The sequence below is a fragment of the Pusillimonas noertemannii genome (assembly GCF_003096595.1).
Lineage (GTDB): Bacteria > Pseudomonadota > Gammaproteobacteria > Burkholderiales > Burkholderiaceae_B > Pusillimonas > Pusillimonas noertemannii.
The window spans coordinates 205,366-226,005 of record NZ_QEKO01000001.1 but is presented as its reverse complement, the minus strand read 5'-3'; the positions used below and the strand labels follow the sequence as shown (position 1 = coordinate 226,005).

Here is a 20,640-nt window from a genome sequence, read left to right as displayed (position 1 = left end):
TGCCATCGGGCCGGGCTCGAGCTGGGTGAAAGCCCGGCCTGATTGAACCGCCGGTTGCTACTTGAATGCATGAAGCGCAAAAAGTGTTATTTCGGGCACATATGTAAGAATCATGAGGATCGCGACGTACAGCGCCACGAAGGGCAATACGCTTCGATACAAGACGCCGATGTCTATCTTGAACAGAACGTTCGCGATGAACAGATTGACGCCGATGGGTGGCGTAAACATACCCATGGACAAGTTCACGACCATGATCAGGCCCAAGTGGATCGGGTCGACGCCGGCCGCCTGGAATATCGGAAAGAACACGGGAGTGAGAATAAGCAGCGCGGGCGGAGGGTCCAGGAAGGCGCCCACGATCAACATCAGTACGTTGAAAATCAGCAGCAGCTGCCATGTCGCCAACTGCCATTCGGTAACCGTCGTTCCCAATTTCTGGGCCAGGCCGCTTACGGTAAGAGCCCAGGCATAAAGACCCGCCGCGGCAAAGATCACGATCAGGCGCCCCACCAAATACATCGATTCCGAAGTGATACGCCACATGTCCCGCCAAGTGAGCTCTTTATATATGTATCGTGATACGAGCATCGAATAAATTACGGCTACTCCTGCCGCTTCGGTGGGTGTAAAGATGCCCCCATAGATACCCCCTAGAATGACTACAGGCGCAGCAAGAGACCAGCTGGCCTCTTTTGTCTCGCGTAGAAAGCTGGGTCTTTCACCCGTGGCAAGCACGTTCTGCTTTTCATGGCGCGCCTTCATCCATACGTACACGCCAATCACGAGTGCTATCAATAGACCGGGCAATACGCCCGCGAGGAACAGATCAGGGATGGATTGCTGGGCGACCACGCCATAAATGATCATGGGGATTGAAGGTGGAATCACGGCCCCTATGACCGCCGTCGAAGCCAGCAATGCACCCGAGTACCCTTCGCTGTAACCCGCCTTGCGTAGGTCGGGATACATAATGCGCCCTACCGCGGCCAGGCAGGCGCTGGCGGAACCGCTCATCGCGCCAAAGGTAGTTGCCGAAGCCACGGCCGCCAAAGGCAGCGATCCGCGGACGCCGCCCACACCGGCCAAAGCCCAGGAAACCAGCCGCTTCGCCAAGCCGCCTTGCGCCATGAGGTCTCCGGCAAGCACGAACAACGGAATCGCCAGCAGCGAAAAATTATTGAGCGAGCCGAACAAGACGCTTTGCACCGCATGAATCGGCGCATTGGGAACAAGCAGCAAAGCGGTAAGCCCACTGGCAAAGATCGCCGCGTAAATGGGCGCGCCAAGAATAAGTAAAGTAAGGGGCAGCCCGAAGAATACCAAGACATCAACGATCATGGCCGCCCCCAGCCGCGCAGCAATCGCACGATGCTCAGCAAGATGATGACGCAGGCCAGAGCAAACCCTAATGGAATGACACTGTGCACGATCCACATGGGTATTTTTGCGGCCTCGCTGACCTGGCCCCATGAAAAAAGCTGGGCCACTGAAGGCGCGCCCACATACACCACGAACGCCGCCAGGCCGAAGTGAAGCAGTTCCAGCAGCAAGTCCCACACCTTCCGCGCTTTGCCGCTTATCCGGTCCCGCAGCAGATTCATCCTGATGTGCGCATCTTCGTTGGTACAACGCGGCAAACAAAGAAACACAGCGATGGTCAGCATGAATATCATCAGCTCGTCAGCCGTCTCTGCTGGACGATTGAATATATAGCGTCCGATCACATTGGCGGCGTTCACGACGACAATACCCACGAGCATCAATGTTGCGACGAAATGCAGGCCCGACGTAACCCAGGCAACCACCCTGTCTATTGATTTCAATTTTGTCTCCCTTGAAGCTTCTTAATGTTTTTATCGGTTGAGCCTATGATTGCTCTTTTCTCCAACTACGCCACCATTTTCCCTGCTTGCCGGCAACCTGGCTGCTGGCATCCCCTTCGCTGCACGTTTCCTCGACGGAATCACTTTCACACGTAGACGCCCCTACCTGCAACAGCTGCAAAAGGTTTGCGCCGAACTCGTCCCACATGCGGTCGGCCTTGGTTTTCATGACGTTCAGGCCGAAGGTTCCCAAACGCCCCAGCAACTCGATGCGGACCGAAATGCGCATGCGTGTTTGGCCGTCGTCCAGATTCTCGAGGAACATTTCGCTGGTTTGTCGGAAAGAGCTCACTACTGACGCGTCGTCTCCCGAACCCTCTGTCTTCAAATAATGCGGTTCGTCCCGCTCGACGATCAGGGTTCTGATATTGAACTTGGCCGTGATGAAGGAAATCTTCACCTTGATCTGTGCTTTGTATTCGGTCGGACTGACAACGTCGACGCTTTGCATGCCTGGAACGCATCGGCACATCACATTGGGATCCAACAACAGCCCCCATATTTCTTCAGGAGACGCAGGCAGCGTTATGCTCTTCTCAAGATCCACGCATCACCTCCGACGCGTGCAGTACCGCATCAACGATGCCGTTGTAGCCGGTGCAGCGGCAAAGATTCGCTCCAAGGCCTTCGCGCACCTCTTCTTCGGTCGGACTAGGGTTTTCCTCCAGCAGCGACTTGGCCGTCATGATCATGCCCGGTGTGCAGTACCCACATTGCAAGCCGCCGCATTCCGCAAAGCTTCGCTGCAAGGGATGAAGGGTGTCGCCGCTTCCGAGCCCCTCGATCGTGGTGATGCTGGCAGCATCGACCTGTACGGCCAGCAGAAGGCATGCTTTGACCAATTTTCCGTTGATCATCACAGAGCAAGCTCCGCATGTTCCCGTTTCGCAGCCGCGCTTGGTTCCCGTCAAGTGCAAGTCGTCACGCAACAGTTCCGACAGAAGGCGATGAGCCCGCACTTCGATCTGAACCCGCTCCTTGTTGACTTCAATATTCAATACATGCTGGCTCATGCTATTTCTCCGCCTCAATTTCAATATCAAATACCCGGGCCAGCGTCCGACGCGCGATCACTTCGGTCATGCGGCGGCGGTACCATTCTTCGCCCCTGGAATCATCCAAGGCGTCGATGTCGACGGCTATGATGGCAGCCGCCTCGCCTATCAGCGACGCATTCATTTCTTGACCGGAAAGATGCTGCTCGGCATTGGACAGCCTCATCGGTACGGGTGTGGTTGCGCCAACCGCGATGCGAATGGCCTGGCATATACGGCCATTGCGATCGGCCGATACGGCGATGGTGGCCAAAGGTCGATGTTCGGCTGCGGTCTTCAGGAAACGCGTATAACCGCCTGCGGCAAAACTGCCCGGAGGCGGAATCAGTACCTCGACCAGCAGTTCGTCGGGCTCGATGGCCGTGGTGTAGTAATCGACCAGGAACTCCGACACGGGAAGCTCACGGCTTCCGCGCACACTATGCAGCACGACACGCGCGTCGAGCGCCAATAGCGCTGTGGGCGGATCGGTGGCCGGATCGGCGTAACACAGGTTTCCTCCCAAAGTTCCCCGGTTGCGGACCTGAGGGTTGGCCATGTGCTTTGCCAGCTCAGCCAGCATCGGATAATGAGCCTTCACCAGCTTCGAGGCCGCCACTTCGTTGTGCAAGGTCAAGGCGCCGATCCGGAGACCGCGACGCAGGTCCCAGTCGATGCCGCGCATGGCCTCTAAACCTTCAACCGATATCAGGCATTGCGGCTGCAGCAAGCGTTGGCGAAGCGCCAGCATCAGCGCTGTTCCACCCGCAATTACACGACTTTCGTCACCATAATTCGCCAACGCTTCAACGGCCTCTTCCAATGAGCCGGGCCTGAAGAAATCAAACGCATGCATGGCCTGTCCCCTTGTTTTTTCGGTCCAAAGCCTCTAGCACTGCCTCGGGCGTTATGGGAAGCGTGGTGAATCGCACGCCTATTGCATCGTAGACAGCCTGCGCGATGGCCGCCGCGCCGGGGATGATTACTGTTTCGCTGCCCCCTTTTGCACCGTACGGCCCATTTGGCTCGTTCGACTCTATCAGGCCGCATTCAATGCGCGGCAAGGAGTGCGCGGTAGGCATGGTGTAATCGGCAAAATTTCCGTTCATCAACCTGCCGTCTTCATACTGCAGGTTTTCATACAGGGCCCAACCAATTGACTGGGCGGCAGCACCGGCGGACTGCCCATGCAGAGTCAGGGGATTCAGCGCCTTGCCGCAGTCGTCGCTGACAACCACTTGCATCAGCTCGACCTGCCCCGTCTCGGTGTCGACCTCTACTTGTACCCCCCAGGCTGAAAACGAGTAGCCTGGCGCGACGTTGCCATAATGGTCCTTGTTCATCATGACAGTGGGCGGATCATATGTCGCCTGGACCTCAACGCCACTGCCCCCATGCCTGTATATATGGCAGGCTACCGCTTCGGATATCGACAGTGAGCCATCGACTTTTTCGCGGACATGGATGCGCCCCTCTTTCCATTCCAAGTCTGCAATGTCGACCTCCAGCTTCTGCGCGGCGGCCTGCAGCAGTTGGTCCTTGGCTTGGCGCGCAGCGCGGATCATTGCGTTGCCGCCGTTGATAGTGACCCGCGAGGCGATGGAACCGATTGCGTAAGGCGCTGAGTCCGTATCAGGGGCCATCACTGTAATGTGATCGACAGGGATACCCAGTTCTATCGCGCAAAGTTGCGCGAACATCGTCGCCGACCCCTGGCCTGCGTCGCACTCGCCGGAACGGACCAAAGCCCGGCCGTCTTCATTGATTTTCAATGTAACCGTCGATCCGTCCCAATTGCCCAGCTGACGATTGCCGCTTACGTGCACCGCCGGTGCAATGCCGAATCCGCGTTTGCGCTCGCCACCCCGCAATCTGGCCCGATCACGATTTTCCCAATCTATGGCTTCGCACACTTGATCCAGACATTCGATGTAGCCGGCACTGCCAAATGTCCATCCATGCACACTGGTGTCACCCTTGCGGATCGCATTGCTCCGATGGATTTCGCGAAGATCCATACCCAACTTCTCGGCCAACACCGCCAAATGGCTATTGACCGCGAAATTGATTTGCTGGCCGCCGAATCCGCGAAGCGCGCCGCGAGGCGGATTGTTGGTATAGACCGTCTGTGCATGCGTACGAACGTTTTCCAGACGATGCATGTTGTCGCTTCGTTGCGCGCTCACCACCATGATGTGAGGAGAAAGCCCCGCATAAGCGCCGCACTCGGCCGTGATGCGGACATCTTTGGCGACAATCTTGCCATTCGTGTCAACACCCATCTTCAGCCAGATCCGCTCTGGCACCGCCATGCGGCAGCCCAGGAAATCCTCCAGACGGCTGTTTACGAGACGCACGGGACGGCTCACTTTGGTAGCGGCGAACGCGGCGATGACGCTATTGCATTCTTCGACAATTTTGGCCCCGAACCCGCCACCAGTCGTCGCCTGTATGACACGAATGCTTGATACGGGGCGGTTCAGGGCATCGGCCATACGGGTTCGCGCCATGAAAACCGATTGAGTGGATGTCCAGACGGTCAACCTTCCATCGCCACCGGCCCAAGCAACGGTCGCCATCGGCTCAAGATACCCCTGATACTGGGACGGAACGTCGTACACCGCCTCATGAATCACGGCTGCCCGCTCGAACGCAGCATCGACGTCTCCACGCACTATGTGCACTTCTTTCGAGCGGTTGGCAGTGCCCTCATGGATTTCCGGAGCCCCTTCCGCCAGTGCGTCTTCACAGCATGTAAGCGCCGGAAGTTCTTCGTACTCGACCCGGATGAGATCCACGGCGCTTTGAGCCGTATGCTCGTCTACCGCAACAACTACGGCTACCTCTTCACCGACGAAACGTACTTTACCCACCGCCAGTACACGGTGTTCTTTGCGAGGAACGCCCCAACAGCCTTCGGGCGTGTCGGCGCCCGTCAGTACCGCTTTGACGCCAGGCAGTTGGGCCGCGGCCGACGTGTCGATTTTTACGATTCGAGCGTGAGGATACGGACTGCGCAACACCTTCGCATGCAACATGCCCTGGAATTGAATGTCGCCGGCATATATTGCGCGCCCGGAGACTTTTTCTACGGCCGAGACCTGCGGAATCTCCATGCCAACCCGCGGCGCTTGAGATTGCGCCATGCTTGAAAGACCAGTCGATCCGCCCAAGGTTTCCAACTCGTCTTGAGTTGTTGTGTTCATAGTGTTCTCACTTGCCTCCTTCCAACAAGGAGTTCAATCTATCACCGCGATTTCAAGTTAAGAACGTATAATTTCACTGTGTGAACCACCATGTTCAAGGAGCCGAATGAGCGGTGTGAAATCGATAGAATCCTTGCGTAGAGGCCTGGAGGTAATTCGTGCCTTGAAAAGTTCTTCGGCCGCCAGTCTCGGAGAACTTCACCGGCATACACGCCTGCCAAAAGCGACACTGCTGAGAATCCTCAGAACACTGCAAGAAGAAGGCTGGATCGAGCGACACGAGGTCGAACACCGGTATGTGCTTCGTTCCGAGGCCGGCGACAGCTACGCTCCGGACGACTGGCGTGCGCAATTTAGCGCAATCGCGGGACCCTTTCGGGCAGCTCTGCAGCGGCAAACTCTATGGCCGATAGAAATAGCAGTGCGTTACGGAACCAGCATGCTCATCTTGAACCCCAGGCAGCACATGAATGGTCTGGCGGCCAATTACCGGGCGCTTGGCATCAGGCCACTGATGCTCATTTCTTCCTTGGGCAGATGCTACTTGGCTTTTTGCAGCGATGAAGAAAGAAACGAGATTCTGGGGGAATTGTCCCGTTCCACCCAATTGATAAATAGGGTGGCGTCACAACCAGAGGCCGTCCGCCGATTCATATCCGATGCCCAACGTTTAGGCTATGCCAAACGCGATGCATCCGAGGTGGAAGGAGATTCTCCCGAACGCTTCGAAGCTATTGCCGTCCCCATTTTCTGCAATGGACGGATCGTGGCTACATTGGCCTGTGCATGGCTGTACGGAATCGTCAATGAGCGAGAGATAGTTGCCGCACATCTGAAACGCCTGCAAAACACGGCGTCGGCCATTCAGAATCAGCTGCAGGCGTCGCGCTTTGAGTTTGAGACTCTACGATGAGCCCCACACACTGACGCACCCACCCTTCTGTTGGCTGCGCAGCGCCAGCCAATGTCGGGGAACAGCGCTTACGCCTTGCGCAAGATGGCCGACAAAATGACATCAGGCGTGAACGGCTGGTTTTCGGCGGCTGCCTCCAATGGCCTTAAGGCATCGTTCACCGCCGACCAGATCGCCCCGATGGAGCCCACCGTTCCCGCCTCGCCCACCCCTTTGGCGCCGATGCCGGTTTCTTTTTCCGGCGTGGTCACGTGGGAGACATGGATGTCGGGCATTTCAGAAGCCATCGGCACCAGGTAGTCGGCCAGCGAGGCGTTGGACATCTGCCCGGTGTCGCTGTAAATGCAGTGTTCGAACAATGCCGCGCCTATGCCCTGCACGACTCCACCCCGGATCTGCTCGTCGACCAATAAGGGGTTGATGACGGTGCCGCAGTCTTCGACCACCCAGAAATCAAGCACCTTGACCTGTCCGGTTTCGATGTCGATCTCGACCTCGGCCGCCTGGATGCCATTGGCCATGAAGTAGGGCTTTTCAAACGGCGAGTAGCTGCACTCTATGCTTAAGGAGGGAATTTCCGCCAGGGGAATCTGCGTTGAATCATAGTGCGCAAGCCGGGCCACCTGCTGCAAAGAGCAGATCACTTCTCCGTTCGTCAATGACACCACACCGTGGTCTATTTCAAGCTCGGCGGCTTCCATCGACTTCCACGCGGCTACGATCGACAGCACATTGGCCCGCAACTGCTTTGCCGCGCGGTGCGCCGCCTCGCCGCCCAGTGCAATGCCGCGAGAGGCCCATGCGCCGCCGCCCGTAGGATCGACCAGGGTGTCTCCGCTACGCACAAAAATGGAATCCATGGGGCAGCCAAGGCCATCGGCAATAATCTGCGCCAGGCCCGTATGCGCCCCCTGGCCGCTTTCCGAAGCGCTGGTAGAGCAGGTGATCTCGCCCGAAGCGCCCAGCTGCAGCCGCACGCTTTCTTTTCCCGCCACCGGCACGCCATTGCGGCCATACAGCCCCGCCCCCACGCCCGTCTGCTCGATGAAGGTACACAAGCCGATACCTCGGTATACGCCGAGCTTGCGCAGCTCGTCCTGCCTCTGGCGCAACCGACCATAGCCCATGTCTTCCTTGAGCGCGTCCAGGCATTTATGAAGCGACAGCCCGCGCAGCCTCTTATCGCCTTCCCCGCCAAGATCCGCGTCGACGATGTAGTTCTTGCGGCGGATCTCCATGCGGTCCATGCCCAGGCTGGCAGCCGCGTTGTCAAGCAGCTGTTCGATAATCGCCGAGGCAAGCGGCTGGCCCACGGCACGGTAGGCGCCGGTGGGAACCTTGTTGACAAAGGCGCCGCGCACGCGCCCGTGCAGGGCGGGAACGTTATAGGCCAGGCCGCACATCTCGAGCACTTGCAAGGCCTCGCCCACGCTGCTGCGCGGGTACAGGGACACTGCGCCAAAAGTGAACAGCGCATCGAAGCGCAAACCAAGTATCCGGCCCTCTTCGTCAAGCGCCAGCTCGGCCGTGGCGATGGCTTCCCGCGCATGGGCGTCGCTGACGAACGACTCGAGCCTGTCCGCTTGATACTTGATGGGTACCGCCAGCAAGCGCGCGATCGCCACCGCCGCCATTTCGTCGGGATAGGCGTGCAGCTTGATGCCGAAGGCGCCGCCGACGTCCGGGCACAGGACACGCACGCGCGACAAGGGCATGGACAATTGCTTGGCGTAGACCTCTTGCATCTGGAACGGCGATTGATGCGACTGGTACACGACTAGCTCTTCGGTGCGGGGGTCGTAGCGGGCGACGACACCGCGCGCCTCCAGGGGTACGCCGGTCTGGCGTCCAAACGAGAACCTGTGCTTTACAACACATGCCGCCTGGCCGAACACCAAGGCGGAATCCCCTCGCCTGATCTCGCGGTCCAGCGCTAGATTGCTGGGCAATTGCGGGTGAGCCAGCGGAGAATCCGGCGACAGGGCCTGGGCCGCATCGACCACCGGCTCAAGATCATCCCAGTCGATCTCGATCACATCCAGCGCGTCTTCGGCCTGGGCGCGCGTCTTGGCCACAACGGCGATTACCGGCTCGCCTTGCCAATACACTTCGTCGATCGCCAATGGATGCTGCGGCGCCGACACGTGCTCGGGCAACATCTCCAGGCGCGTGACCCACGGCGCGCAAACGGCAGAGAGATCGACCCCGGTTACGATCCGCATCACGCCGGGCATTTTCTGCGCGGCGCTTAGATCGCCCACAGTGAATCGCGCACGCGCATAGGGGCTGCGGTAGAAGGCGACGTGATACGGAACGCCAGCGTCGATATCGTCCAGATAGCGGCCGCGGCCTGTCGCCAGCCGGCGGGCCGTCTGCCGGGGCACCGATTTGCCCACCAGGCCTTCGGAATAGGTGGCGACCTCGTCCGCGAACTTGATTCGTTCCGTCATTTTCGGCTGCGCTCCACAACTTGCCCAATGGCGTCCACGATGGCGTGATAACCCGTGCAGCGGCAGAAATTTCCAGACAGCTCTTCGCGGATTTCTTCCCGGCTTACTGGCCTGCCCGAATTGACGAGTTCCAGCCCCGTCATCAGCATGCCCGGAGTGCAGTAGCCGCACTGCAACGCATTGCGCTCTATGAAGGCCTGCTGCAGTTCTGCGGCCTCGCCACTGGCTGTAATACCCTCGATGGTGTCCACGGCCCGGCCATCGGCCTGCACGGCAAACATCAGGCAGCCGCGCACCACCACCCCGTCGACCCGCACATTGCAAGCGCCGCAGATTCCGGCCTCGCACCCCACATGAGACCCGGTAAGGCCGACGTCGTGGCGAAGGAAATCGACCAGGTTGCGGCGGACAGGCACGCTGTACGCGGCGCGTTCGCCGTTGATCGTTATGGTGATCTCCTGCACTTGGCTAGCCCGCATCGTCGGCCTCCTGGAACATTTTGGACAGCACCCTGCGCGCCAGGGCGGTTGCCTGGTAGCGCCGGATCTCGATTTCGGCGACTTCGTCGGGGTCGAGCTCGCCGGCGGCGGCTACGGCCAGCTCTTGCGCCAGTTGCGGGGTAGGCCGCTGCCCTTGCGCCAGCTCGCCCGCCCGTGCAGACAATCGGGGAACCGGCCCCGTGCCGAACGTGACAAGGGACAGATCGTCGATCAAACCACTGGCCATGCGGCCCTGGACCGCAATGCCGACCATCGCGAAATCACCATGCCGGCGGCTAAGCTCGTCAAAGCCGCTTAGCGAACCGGCCGTACGACAAGGCCAGCGCACCTCGATCAGTATCTCGTCGTCGCGGCGGGCCGTATCGTAAAGGCCGAAGAAGAATTCACGCGCCGGCACTTCGCGAACGCCGTCTTGCTTGCTTTGAAGCACCAGCGTGGCGTTCAGCGTAACGGCGCACGCGGGCATCTCGGCCGAGGGGTCGGCCAGTGCCAGGCTGCCGCAACAGGTGCCGCGATTGCGTATGGCCGGGTGGGCCACGTACTTCATGGCGTTGTGCACCAGCGGCACATGCTTGGCGATAAGAGCTGATGCGGCCACCTGCGCGTGCCGGGCCAGCGCCCCCACCCGGACATAGGTGCCGTCTTCTGAAAGTGAAATTCCCTCTAGCGCCTCGACCCGATTGATGTCTATAAGCAACTCTGCCGACGACAGGCGCAGGTTCATCGCGGGCACAAGACTTTGGCCCCCCGCCAGTATGCGAGCGTCGGACCCATGACTTTGCAGCAGTTCGCAGACTTCGTCGATGGTTTGGGGACAGCAGTACTGGAAGTCGGGGGCCTTCATGCCGGATTCACCCTCTTTCTACAATGGACACGACTTGGCGTAGACGTCTTCGTGCTCGACCAATGGGGTGGCGATCAGCTTGCTTTTATAGCTGCCTTGATCTTCCACGATCTCGAAAGCATAGTAGTTCTGGATGGGGAAATTATTGTTATTGAACCGGAATGGCCCCCGCACCGACTTGATCTGCGCGCCCGCATCATGCACCGCTTTGGCGAATGCGGCGCGATCGTCCACTTTGCCTTGCATCTTGGTAACAGCAACGTCAAGTATGGCGGCTGCGTCGTAACCGTTCGCGGCGTATGCGCTGGGCAGGCGATTGTACTTTTCCTGGAAGGCTTTTATGAATGCTTTATTGGCCGGGTTGTCCAGGGTTGAATCCCACATATTGGCGCTGACCACGCCCACGGCTGCGCCCTGTATCGCCGGCAGGTTGGCTCCATCGACGGTAAACGTGGAATACACAGGCAGCTTGCCGATGACGCCCGCCTGGCTGAGCTGCTTCGTAAAATTGACACCCATGCCTCCGGTATAGAACATGAAGAGGGCGTCGGCGCCCGAGGCCTGCAATTGGGTGATCTCGGCCGAATAATCGGTTTGGCCTACCTGGGTGTATACCTCGGCGGCAATATCGCCCTTGTAGAAACGCTTGAAGCCCACCAGCATGTCCTTGCCCGCCTGGTAATTGGGCGCCATCAAATACACGTTCTTGTAGCCGCGGTCTTGCATCAGCTTGCCAATTGCTTCTCCGAAGCCGTCGTTCTGGAACGAAACAGAGAACACATTGGAGCCGCAATCGGAGCCCGCCATCTGCGAGGGCCCCGCACCGGTTGCAATGGCCACCACACCCGATTCTTTAAGTCGGGGCAGGTTGGCGACCACGATATTAGAGTAGCCCAACCCCACAATCGCATCGACGCGATCCCGCTGGGTGAACTGCCGCACAATCTGCACGCCCACTTCTGGCTTGAGCTGGTCGTCGGCGGTAATGACCTCCACCTTCTGGTCCCCCAGCTTGCCTCCGCGCATGGCAACGCCCAGCAGGAAGCCGTCCAGCTGGTCTTGCCCCACCACAGCCTGCGAACCCGAAAGCGGACCCGAGAACCCGACTTTCAGTTCGGCCATGGCCCCCGTAGATATCAACAACACGCCTGAAACAGCTGCAATCACCTGCCTGGAGAATTTCCACTTTTTCATGCCTGCCCCTTTCATGGAGGATTTTATTGAAGGAATACCGCTCTGCTGCTAAGCCTGCTCTGTATCGGCTGAAAACGATGAAGTGAATTTGTCGAAGAAGTCGTCGGCCATCTTCTTTGCGGCGCTGTCGATCAGACGCGAACCCAGCTGCGCCAGCTTGCCGCCGACCTGGGCCGAGGCGCTGTAGCACAGCATGGTTTGGTTCTCGTCTTCCTGGGGCTGAAGATGCACGGTGGCAGAACCCTTGGCGAAGCCGGCCACGCCCCCCTGGCCTTCGAAGCGTATGGTGTAAGCGGTTGGCTCTTGAACGTCCAGCAGCGACAGCTGGCCTTTGAACTTGGCATTGACCGGCCCGATCTTGACCGACATGGCGACGTCGTAGATGTCGGGCTCTTTTTCCTGGATGCGTTCGCAGCCTGTAATACAGGTTCGCAGCGTTTCAAGGTCGTTCAACGCTTTCCAGACGGCCCCCGGGGGAGCCTCGATGAGCCGTTCGCTAGACATTTCCATGGTTATACATCCCTTGAGTCACTCTGCTTGAATCAATTTCTCATTTCAAAACTAAGTGCCATACTGGATTCAACCATGAAGGCTGTCAACGGCGGCGACGCCGGAAAGACCCTGAAATCATCAGTGATAACCCTGCAAACTCCCTTTTTTTACGGGTAATCCCTAAAGAATGCACAACAAAAAGGCCCCTTCCGGGGCCGTTGTTTGCTGTCGCCCGCCTACGTTGAAACGGGCCAAAAAAGAATGTAATTTAGAAGGGAGTAGCGGCTCTTATGAAGCCGCGTCTTGCGGCTCTACCCCCATCAGCAGGTCGCTGAACAGATCGGCCGTTGCTGAAATGTCTCGAAGATCGCGCAGGCGGCTGTTGATGGTGTAGCCGTCAAACGCCATCCAGATCAGGTGCGAGAGCAGGCCGCCGCGCAGCAGGCAATGGCGATGCTCTGGTAAGATTTCCTTCAGCAGCTCGGTAAGGAACACCTCGACATCTTCGAGCAGGTTGTCTTGCTTTCCGGCGTCGGCCGGAGACGCGGGAAGCGCCTCCATCAGCGTGTTTGCAAAGGAATGGTCGGCCGCGGGTATGTCGGCCCAGAGCCCGGTGAAAAGCCGACGCAGGCGCATCGCCGGCGAACGCATCTTTCGAACCGACTCGGCCAGGTTGCGCAGCTGTTCTTCCTGCCAGGGGCGGTACAACGCATACAGTATGGCAAGCTTGGAATCAAAGTACACATACAGCGTACCGATGTTGACCTCGGCCTGGCGGGCCACTTCGGCCATGGTGGTGGCCGTGTACCCTTTTCGGCAGAACAAGTCGAACGCGGAGACCAGGATCGCATCCCGCACCTCACGCTTCTTTATTTGCGCCATTCCGTGGTTTTCCTTTTAGCGGTCCATCAACTTCCGCCCCCGCGATACAGAGCGGCATCCCATTCTACCTTGCGTCGCATTAGTGTTTACACGTACGCGGAAGCAAACACCATTGACACCCCGCATCCTTTCAAAACAGAATAACACTTATTATTCACGCGATGGCTGGAGAATCTCATGGCACTCAGTGTCGACACCATCAAAGCGCTGGTCACCCCGTCCACCGTCCATAGAAGCGTTTATACCGACCAGGCCGTCTTCGATCTCGAGATGGAGCGCATCTTTGGCAAAGTGTGGCTGTATGTGGCGCACGAAAGCCAGTTGCGCAAGGCCGGAGACTTCGTCAGGACCAGGCTGGGCACGTATGACTACCTTGTCACGCGCGACGAACACGGCCAGCTCAACGTGCTGCAAAACCGCTGTACGCACCGGGGCGCCACGCTCTGCAACGAGCACCAGGGCAACACCTCGCGCATGGTCTGTGGCTACCACCAATGGATGTTCGACCTGCAGGGCACGCTGCGGGGGGTGCCTCACCGGCAAAGCTATCCGGCGGGTTTCGACATGGAATCGCCCCGCAATTCGCTTGCGCGCGCGCCGCGCGTCGACAGCTATCGCGGCTTCATTTTTGCAAGCCTGAGCGAAAACGGGCCTTCGCTGGCAGATTTTCTTGGCCCCATGCGCGGCGCCATCGACAATCTGGTCGATCGCTCGCCCGTGGGGCAGCTTGAACTTTCCGATACGGCCTTTCGGCTCGAGTTCAAGGCCAACTGGAAGATGCATCATGAAAACGCCAACGACACCATACATCCGGGCGTGGTGCATAGCTCTTCGGTAATGACGGCGCGCCAGCACCAGGCCGAACCCACCCCGTTCGACGACGGCCAGACCCGCGAAATGCTGCAGGGAAACGCCTTTACCAAGAAAGAATGGGAAGGCATAGAGCTCGTGGCCCTGCCGGGCGGCCACAGCTATATGGACGGCATCTATCGAAGCCGCCTGCTGGCACGGAAAGAATCTGATCCGGTTCGAGACGAGTACGAGGCGATTATGAAGCAGGCGTATGGCGAAGAGCGCGCCAGCCAAATACTGAACCTCGACCGCTTCAACAACCTTGTCTACCCCAACCTGAGCATCAACGCGCAGTATCACCAATTGCGTATGGTCTACCCCGTGGCCCCCGATCGCACACTAGTCGTGTCGCGCTGCTTCAGGCTGGTGGGCGCCCCCGAGCAGATCTACCATCGGGCGGTGCGCTTCCTCACCAACCTCAGCTCGCCCGCCTCCATGATCTACGGCGACGACGCCGCCATTTTTGAACGCTGCAATACAGGGCTAAGCGGCAGCGACGATGAAGCCTGGATAGACATGAGCCGCGGCGCAGACCTGGACAAGCCATTTCCAGGCGGCGGAACCATATCGGCCGCCACCGAGGCGCCGATCAGGTCGCAGTTCAAGGCCTGGCTGGGCTACATGACAGACGGAGCGCATGCATGAACGACATTACCCAGGATCTGGACTGCGAAACCGGCAACGCCGGCCTTGTGCGGGTACAGCAGTTTCTGTATTGCGAAGCCCGGCTGCTGGACCAGGGTCGCTTCACCGAATGGCTTGATCTGTTCACCGAAGACGCCATCTACTGGATACCCGCCACCCCGGGCCAGACAGACCCGTTGAACATTCCTTCCATCATCTACGACAACAAAGACCTGCTTTCCATGCGGGTACGGCGGCTGAGCGACCCGCGCACCTACCAGACCATGGCGCCGCCCCGCAGCACGCGCATCATCGGCAATATCATTCTCGACGCCGAGCCTGGGCGCAGCGACGACCTGCAAGTCTATTCCACTGCTTTCGTTCACGAGTGCCGCGAAGAAGTGCGGCGACTGTTCTCGGCCCAGTGCCGCCACGTGCTGCGCGATACGCCGGCAGGGCTGAAAATCGCCTCGAAGCGCATCGACCTGGTCGACTGTGACACCGTGCACAGCGCATTCATGAGCTTGATGTAGACCCGGGGCGCAAAGCTATCCATGGCACGCATTGTCAACATCATCGAGCGGACTGTCAGCCTGGCCTCGGGCATGAGCAATGCCGGCATCAGCTTCGACACCATGACAGCCAGCGCAGTGGTGCTGGTCTCCGACCAGTTGCGCAACGGCAAGCCGCTGGTGGGCCTGGCGTTTGATTCCATCGGGCGATACGGACATGGCGCCCTGCTGCAAGAGCGCTTCATACCCCGCATTCTGCAGGCCAGCCCCGAAAGCTACGGCGCCGCCGCCGGCGCAGGCATCGACCCCTTCAAGCTGTGGGCGCTGATGATGAAAAATGAAAAGGCCGGGGGCCACGGCGAGCGGGCCGGCGCCGTGGGGCTGCTGGACGCCGCGGCCTGGGATCTTCAGGCCAAGATAGAACACAAGCCGCTCTGGGCGCTACTGAATGAGCGCTTTCCGGGCGCGCGGCAGCCGTCGCGCACGGCCATCTACGCCAGCGGGGGCCATTACCGCCCCGGCGTGGGGGCAAAGGGCCTTGCCGACGAAATTGCCCGCTATCAAGACCAAGGCTACCGCCGCTTCAAGATCAAGACCGGCGCCCTGAGCATCGCCGAAGACCAGCAGCGCATCGAAGCCGTCATCCGCACCCTGGGCGACAACGCCTCGGCCTTGTCTGTCGACTTCAACGGCTGTCTTGCCGAGCACAACGCCCTGCCCTGGCTCGAGGCCCTGCAGCCGTATGGCCTGGCCTGGCTTGAAGAGCCGGTCGAGGCGCTTGACTACCAATTGCTGGCCCACTGCGCCCGGCACTCGCAGACGCCCGTCTCCACTGGCGAGAACCTGTTTTCGCTGGCCGACACGCGCAATCTGCTGCGCTACGGCGGCCTGCGGCCCGGCCGCGACATGCTCAATGTGGACATTTCCCTTGGCTACGGCATAGTCGAGTACACCCGGATCATCGAGCTGATGGCCACGCTGGGCTGGAACAAGAGCGCCTGTATTCCGCACGCCGGCCACCTGCTGGCGGCCCATGCCGCCGCCGGCCTGGGGCTGGGCGGGCATGAAACCGCTCCGGCCCACCCCTTGCTGGGGCCCTACCCCAATGACTATCGTGTGGTGGACGGCTACCTGCAGCTTGGCGACAAACCCGGTGTCGGGCTAGAGCACATGCCCGGCCTGCAGCGTCTTTTCACAGAAATGATTCCATGACGACGCATTTGTGCTTGCATATTCCCTTTAGGAGCCTGACATGGCCAAATTAAGACATGTTGCGATTCAAGTGCCCGACCTGGAGCGCGCCGCCTCGTTCTATGAAACCGCCCTCGAACTCGAGCGTGTGGCCGAAGCGACCTCGCCCATCGGCAATGCCGTCATGCTCTCGGACGGCACCGTCAATCTGACCTTGCTGAATTTTCCAGACGGAAAGGGCGGCCAGATCAATGGCCCCGACTGGGCGGGCATTCACCATATCGGCTTCGTCGTCGACAACGAAGACGCCACCGCCGACAAGATCAAGTCGGAAGGCGGCAGCTTCTTTCTGAAGATTCCCGACACCTACCCCGGCGTTGACGCCGAATCCAAGTTCAAGGACCCCTTCGGCGTGGTCTTTGATGTTTCCGAACACCCTTGGACAATCGTAAAAAAGCACAAGTCGCAGGCCTGAGCCCCGCCACCCTACGCCCAGCCCAGCTGCACCGCTAGGCTTCGCCGCGCGTGCGCCGGCCTTTGCCCTTGGGCTCGACTGGAAAGTAAGTCACGTACTTTCCGATCTTGTCGTCCCGGCAGAAGCGTCCGTACTATCCAACAATGAGCCGACGCTTTCGCTCAATCCCGCCCTCCCTCTAACGTAAGCCGCTTGCTCAAACAGTGGCCCTTGCGAATGTCCCAATTTGGGACTAATATTATTCATGCGAGTGATTTCAACCCGCATACTGCGTCAGTTTTGGGCCCTGCACCCAAAGGCTGAACAGCCCATTAAGATTTGGCTCGACCAAACAACCCAGGCGCATTGGACACAACCAGCCGATATCAAGGCTCAGTTTCGAAATGCCAGCATCCTGAAGAGTCGGCGCGTTGTATTTAATATCAGAGGCAACGACTACCGTCTAATAGCCTCTATCGCATATCGACTGGGTATCGTCTATGTGAAATTCATTGGCACACATGCCGAATACGACAAGGTCGACGCCGACACTGTTGAAATGGAGTAGCTATGGACATCCGTCCAATTCATACTGATAGCGACTACAAAAACACGCTTAAAGAAATTTCCCGGCTCATGCAAAGCGACCCTGAACTCGGCACTTCAGAGGGTGATCGCCTGGATGTACTGACTACATTGGTGCAAGCCTACGAGGCCAAGCATTTTCCCATCGATCTTCCCGACCCGGTTGAAGCAATCAAGTTTCGCATGGAGCAAGGCGGCCTCACGGCAAAAGACCTTGAGCCCATGATAGGCAGGCGAAACCGTGTTTACGAAGTATTGAACAGAAAGCGCCCGCTAACTTTGCCGATGATTCGCAAGTTGCATCAACAATTGGGAATTCCCGCCGAGAGCTTGATACGGGCGTCTATCACGCAGGAACCCACCTGATTAGTGCTTCGAACTACTTACGCGTTACCCCGCCGAGCTCGGCGGCGCCCTTTGGGCTCGATGCCCACGCGCGGGTCGCGGGCCAGCACCAGTTCCGCCAGCCTGTCCGCCGTATCTTCGAACGCCGCATCTTCCTGCGATATGTAAAGCCATTTTCCCAGCACCCCGTGCGGGTTCAGGGCGGGCATTTCTTCCATCAGCGCGGCATGGTGCTCGTGCGAGGTGCACACCAGCAGCCCGCTCCAGGGCTCGGCGCCCCGATCGATGACGCCCAGGCAAAGCATGCCGTCGATATACGCCGTTTCGCAGCCGAACATGCGCGAGCGCATATAGCCTGGGTCGAACTCGAACCGCTCGAAGATCCAGACCAGCGAGCTCTGGCGCTTCGCGGGTTTCTTGCGTTCGAAGATGGGAGGCGGGTTGGGCATGGCAAGAATTGTGGTTTTCTTGATTTAAGCGCTACAGCGCGTAATGTCATGCCCATAGTGTAGGTCAGAGAAACGCGGGATCCGGTTCAGACTCTTCGAGATTCAGGTTTTCGGGCTCTTGCGCGTCGTTCAGGAACTGCGCGGCCTGCTGCGGGCGCCGGTTGACCCTTAGGTCAAAAATGTCGAAGCGGTTGTAGTGCCCGATAATGTCGTGCATCTGGCGAGGCTGAAGGCATCGTGAAAGGTCGGCGTCTGCGTACACAATGCCTTCGTCGTCGATCAAAGGCTCGCCCACCACGCGTCCATCAGGCCCGATAACGCCCGAGAACGCGCTGTTCTTGCGTCGGAGCATGGCTTCGGACTCGGGCACTTCAGCCGACATGGCCTGGATGATTTCTTCGCTGACGGTGGAACACGAAATAACCGTAAAGACCTTGCCCTCGAAACTATGGGCCATGCCACGTACCTTGATGGCCTCGGCCATGTCGTAGTCGGGCGGTGCTACAGGCAGCGAGATATACGACGCCACATGCAACAACTCGCCCTGTGCCAGCAGACTGAAACGCGCCAATGTATTGGTGTTCTCACCGCAAGCCAGGCCACCCAGCTTTCCGATGGCGGTATCGTACACACGCAGTGACGAACCGTCGCCGTTGGTCCAAGTGAGCTTTTCGGCCCAGGTGGGCACGAGCTTGCGGTGGCGGCCCAGCAGCTTGCCGTCGGGGCCGATGAACACCATGGTGTTGTACACCGTGGCAATGCCGGCAGGGTTGCGCTCGTTCACGCCAATAACCACATGCACGCCGTGCTGTTTGGCAGCATGCGCCACGCGCTGTATCTCGGGGCCGGGCACTTCGACGGCGCTGCGGCATAGTTTGTCGAACCAGGGGCTTCCTTGTACCGGCGACATGATCCAGCTCCAGTATGGATAGCCTGATACGAACACCTCGGGAAAGGCGACCAACTGCGCGCCATTGCGGGCCGCTTCGGCGATGATCGCGCACGCCTTGTCGATGGTGGCGTCGGTATCGAGGAATACGGGGGCAGCCTGTACCGCGGCCACTTTCACTTGAGGTAAGTTGATCATGCTATCCATCCTGCTACAACGAGAGTATATGCGCCTGCAAGCTTACTTAACTCGCTCGGCGACCTTAAGAGTCAGATCCATGACTTCGGCGTTGGCCTTGTTCTCGGCCATCAACTCGATCGTGGCCTGCTTCATGTCCTCAAGCAGCTTGCTGCGCTCTTCTTCGGGCAGCTGGAACACATTGCCGCCCTGCTCTTGCCAAGTCTTGTAGGCCTTGGCTTGATCCTGCAGTACGAAGTCGTACAGTTCGGGTTCGAGCGCAACGGCCTCTTCCTTGATGATGGTCTTGAGGTCGTCGGGAAGGGTATCCCACCACATTTTGCTGGCCAGCATCACTTCGCCCATCACGCCGTCTTCAGTGGCGGTGATGTTGTCGACGATGTTGTAGAGCTTGAGCGAGGTAAAAGCGGGAGGCGAGCTCTTGATGCCATCGATGGTGCCTTGCTGAAGCGCGGTGACCATCTCGCTGAAGTCCACCGGCACGGCGGTGGCACCCATCAGTTCAGCACCCTTGCGCTCGATGCGCGAAGCCAGAACACGAACCTTCTTTCCTTCAAAGTCGGCCAGCGTCTTGCCTTCGAATGCTGTGGTAAAGGCCGTGTTGCCGTAGATGTACATACCCAGGCCGACCAGGCCCTTGCTTTCGCCGATGGCCATGAAGTAGTCGCGGAACTCTGGGTCGCTGAACGTGCGCTGGGCGTGGCGGGCATCTTTGAACACACCGGGTACGTCCATGGCCTGATAGCGGGAATCAACCCCCACCAGGTAGGCGGCGGGACCAGTGTAGAACTCGATGGTGCCGAACTGCAGGCCTTCGATCATGCGCGTGTTCGAACCCAACTGCGCGGCGGGATAAAGCTCGGTCTTGATGCGGCCTTCACTGCGCTCTTCAATACGCTTGGCCAGCTTCTTGATGGCCTCGGTCTGCACGTCGTTGACGGTGGCCGTGGCCAGTTTCATTTTGTACTCTTTGGCCATGGCAGTGTTGCCGACCAGGCCCAGGGCACATACGGCGGCCAGGCTGAAAGCGCCTGCGATGGTTGAAACCGAAAGCTTCTGTGCCTTCTTTTGAATGAAATTCGACATAACGATCTTCCTATCTGTTTTTAGTGTAAGAACACGGCATCATGCGATTCAATG

22 protein-coding genes are annotated in these 20,640 nt (G+C 58.9%); 7 read left to right on the top strand and 15 right to left on the bottom strand.

Features of this window, described 5'->3' with window-relative positions:
- Positions 1-57: 57 nt before the first annotated feature.
- Genes C7440_RS01055 through C7440_RS01030 form a run of 6 tightly spaced genes read right to left on the bottom strand, consistent with a single transcriptional unit; the run spans position 58 to position 6,066 of the window.
- The gene (locus C7440_RS01055) at positions 58-1,341 is read right to left on the bottom strand and encodes a TRAP transporter large permease (protein WP_243410841.1); all 1,284 of its coding nucleotides are present in this window, start codon (positions 1,339-1,341) and stop codon (positions 58-60) included.
- Entirely contained in the window at positions 1,338-1,826 is a 489-nt protein-coding gene (locus tag C7440_RS19995; RefSeq protein ID WP_133244240.1) for a TRAP transporter small permease, read from the bottom strand. The genes C7440_RS01055 and C7440_RS19995 overlap by 4 nt, the downstream gene beginning before the upstream one ends.
- 43 nt (positions 1,827-1,869) lie before the next feature.
- The gene (locus C7440_RS01045; protein WP_116517134.1) at positions 1,870-2,433 is read right to left on the bottom strand and encodes an SRPBCC family protein; all 564 of its coding nucleotides are present in this window, start codon (positions 2,431-2,433) and stop codon (positions 1,870-1,872) included.
- On the bottom strand, positions 2,423-2,899 hold the full coding sequence (locus C7440_RS01040; protein WP_116517133.1) for a (2Fe-2S)-binding protein: 477 nt from the start codon (positions 2,897-2,899) through the stop codon (positions 2,423-2,425). Before C7440_RS01040 ends, C7440_RS01045 begins: the two co-directional genes overlap by 11 nt.
- A gap of 1 nt (position 2,900) precedes the next feature.
- Positions 2,901-3,776: an FAD binding domain-containing protein gene (locus C7440_RS01035; protein WP_116517132.1), complete on the bottom strand. Its 876-nt coding sequence runs from the start codon at positions 3,774-3,776 to the stop codon at positions 2,901-2,903.
- On the bottom strand, positions 3,763-6,066 hold the full coding sequence (locus tag C7440_RS01030; protein WP_116517131.1) for a xanthine dehydrogenase family protein molybdopterin-binding subunit: 2,304 nt from the start codon (positions 6,064-6,066) through the stop codon (positions 3,763-3,765). The genes C7440_RS01035 and C7440_RS01030 overlap by 14 nt, the downstream gene beginning before the upstream one ends.
- A gap of 166 nt (positions 6,067-6,232) precedes the next feature.
- Here C7440_RS01030 and C7440_RS01025 point away from each other — a divergent pair, with 166 nt between their 5' ends.
- Positions 6,233-7,039 (top strand): helix-turn-helix domain-containing protein, encoded by an 807-nt coding sequence (locus tag C7440_RS01025; protein ID WP_116517130.1) that lies wholly within the window; start codon positions 6,233-6,235, stop codon positions 7,037-7,039.
- 68 nt (positions 7,040-7,107) lie between these two features.
- Here C7440_RS01025 and C7440_RS01020 read toward each other — a convergent pair whose 3' ends face one another.
- The 6 genes from C7440_RS01020 to C7440_RS00995 form a co-directional block, all read right to left on the bottom strand.
- Positions 7,108-9,489 (bottom strand): xanthine dehydrogenase family protein molybdopterin-binding subunit, encoded by a 2,382-nt coding sequence (locus tag C7440_RS01020; RefSeq protein WP_116517129.1) that lies wholly within the window; start codon positions 9,487-9,489, stop codon positions 7,108-7,110.
- Positions 9,486-9,968, bottom strand: a complete 483-nt coding sequence (locus tag C7440_RS01015) for a (2Fe-2S)-binding protein (protein WP_116517128.1) — start codon at positions 9,966-9,968, stop codon at positions 9,486-9,488. The genes C7440_RS01020 and C7440_RS01015 overlap by 4 nt, the downstream gene beginning before the upstream one ends.
- The gene (locus C7440_RS01010; RefSeq protein WP_116517127.1) at positions 9,958-10,833 is read right to left on the bottom strand and encodes an FAD binding domain-containing protein; all 876 of its coding nucleotides are present in this window, start codon (positions 10,831-10,833) and stop codon (positions 9,958-9,960) included. Before C7440_RS01010 ends, C7440_RS01015 begins: the two co-directional genes overlap by 11 nt.
- An 18-nt stretch (positions 10,834-10,851) precedes the next feature.
- Complete coding sequence (locus C7440_RS01005) at positions 10,852-12,027, bottom strand: ABC transporter substrate-binding protein (protein WP_116517126.1); 1,176 nt, start codon at positions 12,025-12,027, stop codon at positions 10,852-10,854.
- A 48-nt stretch (positions 12,028-12,075) separates the two neighbouring features.
- Positions 12,076-12,537, bottom strand: a complete 462-nt coding sequence (locus C7440_RS01000) for an SRPBCC family protein (RefSeq protein WP_116517125.1) — start codon at positions 12,535-12,537, stop codon at positions 12,076-12,078.
- 270 nt (positions 12,538-12,807) lie between these two features.
- Positions 12,808-13,401 carry a TetR/AcrR family transcriptional regulator gene (locus tag C7440_RS00995; protein ID WP_116517124.1) on the bottom strand — a complete coding sequence of 198 codons (594 nt, stop codon included), beginning with the start codon at positions 13,399-13,401 and terminating at the stop codon, positions 12,808-12,810.
- Positions 13,402-13,578: 177 nt separating this feature from the next.
- On the opposite strand from C7440_RS00995, the gene C7440_RS00990 reads away from it, so the two are divergent.
- The 6 genes from C7440_RS00990 (at position 13,579) to C7440_RS00965 (ending at position 17,985) form a co-directional block, all read left to right on the top strand.
- Entirely contained in the window at positions 13,579-14,898 is a 1,320-nt protein-coding gene (locus tag C7440_RS00990; protein ID WP_116517123.1) for an aromatic ring-hydroxylating oxygenase subunit alpha, read from the top strand.
- Positions 14,895-15,410, top strand: a complete 516-nt coding sequence (locus C7440_RS00985) for an aromatic-ring-hydroxylating dioxygenase subunit beta (protein WP_116517122.1) — start codon at positions 14,895-14,897, stop codon at positions 15,408-15,410. The genes C7440_RS00990 and C7440_RS00985 overlap by 4 nt, the downstream gene beginning before the upstream one ends.
- A 21-nt stretch (positions 15,411-15,431) precedes the next feature.
- On the top strand, positions 15,432-16,601 hold the full coding sequence (locus tag C7440_RS00980) for an enolase C-terminal domain-like protein (RefSeq protein ID WP_116517121.1): 1,170 nt from the start codon (positions 15,432-15,434) through the stop codon (positions 16,599-16,601).
- Positions 16,602-16,641: 40 nt separating this feature from the next.
- Positions 16,642-17,055, top strand: coding sequence for a VOC family protein (locus C7440_RS00975; protein WP_116517120.1), 414 nt, complete (start codon positions 16,642-16,644; stop codon positions 17,053-17,055).
- Positions 17,056-17,299: 244 nt separating this feature from the next.
- A complete protein-coding gene (locus C7440_RS00970; RefSeq protein WP_116517119.1) occupies positions 17,300-17,602 on the top strand; it encodes a type II toxin-antitoxin system HigB family toxin in 303 nt (100 codons plus the stop codon).
- 2 nt (positions 17,603-17,604) lie between these two features.
- Positions 17,605-17,985, top strand: a complete 381-nt coding sequence (locus C7440_RS00965; protein WP_116517118.1) for a helix-turn-helix domain-containing protein — start codon at positions 17,605-17,607, stop codon at positions 17,983-17,985.
- A 17-nt stretch (positions 17,986-18,002) separates the two neighbouring features.
- Here the strand turns inward: C7440_RS00965 and C7440_RS00960 are convergent, their stop codons facing one another.
- The 3 genes from C7440_RS00960 to C7440_RS00950 form a co-directional block, all read right to left on the bottom strand.
- Positions 18,003-18,413 (bottom strand): hypothetical protein, encoded by a 411-nt coding sequence (locus C7440_RS00960; protein ID WP_116517117.1) that lies wholly within the window; start codon positions 18,411-18,413, stop codon positions 18,003-18,005.
- Positions 18,414-18,477: 64 nt separating this feature from the next.
- The gene (locus C7440_RS00955) at positions 18,478-19,500 is read right to left on the bottom strand and encodes a carbon-nitrogen hydrolase family protein (protein WP_116517116.1); all 1,023 of its coding nucleotides are present in this window, start codon (positions 19,498-19,500) and stop codon (positions 18,478-18,480) included.
- 42 nt (positions 19,501-19,542) lie between these two features.
- Complete coding sequence (locus C7440_RS00950) at positions 19,543-20,586, bottom strand: TRAP transporter substrate-binding protein (RefSeq protein WP_116517115.1); 1,044 nt, start codon at positions 20,584-20,586, stop codon at positions 19,543-19,545.
- Between the last annotated feature and the right edge of the window lie 54 nt (positions 20,587-20,640).

Bases quoted from the DNA above. Each gene is read 5' to 3' on its own strand.
- C7440_RS01055 (WP_243410841.1), bottom strand. From the start codon at position 1,341: ATGATCGTTGATGTCTTGGTATTCTTCGGGCTGCCCCTTACTTTACTT.
- C7440_RS01040 (WP_116517133.1), bottom strand. From the start codon at position 2,899: ATGAGCCAGCATGTATTGAATATTGAAGTCAACAAGGAGCGGGTTCAG.
- C7440_RS01035 (WP_116517132.1), bottom strand. From the start codon at position 3,776: ATGCATGCGTTTGATTTCTTCAGGCCCGGCTCATTGGAAGAGGCCGTT.
- C7440_RS01030 (WP_116517131.1), bottom strand. From the start codon at position 6,066: ATGGCGCAATCTCAAGCGCCGCGGGTTGGCATGGAGATTCCGCAGGTC.
- C7440_RS01025 (WP_116517130.1), top strand. From the start codon at position 6,233: ATGAGCGGTGTGAAATCGATAGAATCCTTGCGTAGAGGCCTGGAGGTA.
- C7440_RS01020 (WP_116517129.1), bottom strand. From the start codon at position 9,489: ATGACGGAACGAATCAAGTTCGCGGACGAGGTCGCCACCTATTCCGAA.
- C7440_RS01015 (WP_116517128.1), bottom strand. From the start codon at position 9,968: ATGCGGGCTAGCCAAGTGCAGGAGATCACCATAACGATCAACGGCGAA.
- C7440_RS01010 (WP_116517127.1), bottom strand. From the start codon at position 10,833: ATGAAGGCCCCCGACTTCCAGTACTGCTGTCCCCAAACCATCGACGAA.
- C7440_RS01005 (WP_116517126.1), bottom strand. From the start codon at position 12,027: ATGAAAAAGTGGAAATTCTCCAGGCAGGTGATTGCAGCTGTTTCAGGC.
- C7440_RS01000 (WP_116517125.1), bottom strand. From the start codon at position 12,537: ATGGAAATGTCTAGCGAACGGCTCATCGAGGCTCCCCCGGGGGCCGTC.
- C7440_RS00995 (WP_116517124.1), bottom strand. From the start codon at position 13,401: ATGGCGCAAATAAAGAAGCGTGAGGTGCGGGATGCGATCCTGGTCTCC.
- C7440_RS00990 (WP_116517123.1), top strand. From the start codon at position 13,579: ATGGCACTCAGTGTCGACACCATCAAAGCGCTGGTCACCCCGTCCACC.
- C7440_RS00985 (WP_116517122.1), top strand. From the start codon at position 14,895: ATGAACGACATTACCCAGGATCTGGACTGCGAAACCGGCAACGCCGGC.
- C7440_RS00980 (WP_116517121.1), top strand. From the start codon at position 15,432: ATGGCACGCATTGTCAACATCATCGAGCGGACTGTCAGCCTGGCCTCG.
- C7440_RS00975 (WP_116517120.1), top strand. From the start codon at position 16,642: ATGGCCAAATTAAGACATGTTGCGATTCAAGTGCCCGACCTGGAGCGC.
- C7440_RS00970 (WP_116517119.1), top strand. From the start codon at position 17,300: ATGCGAGTGATTTCAACCCGCATACTGCGTCAGTTTTGGGCCCTGCAC.
- C7440_RS00965 (WP_116517118.1), top strand. From the start codon at position 17,605: ATGGACATCCGTCCAATTCATACTGATAGCGACTACAAAAACACGCTT.
- C7440_RS00960 (WP_116517117.1), bottom strand. From the start codon at position 18,413: ATGCCCAACCCGCCTCCCATCTTCGAACGCAAGAAACCCGCGAAGCGC.
- C7440_RS00955 (WP_116517116.1), bottom strand. From the start codon at position 19,500: ATGATCAACTTACCTCAAGTGAAAGTGGCCGCGGTACAGGCTGCCCCC.
- C7440_RS00950 (WP_116517115.1), bottom strand. From the start codon at position 20,586: ATGTCGAATTTCATTCAAAAGAAGGCACAGAAGCTTTCGGTTTCAACC.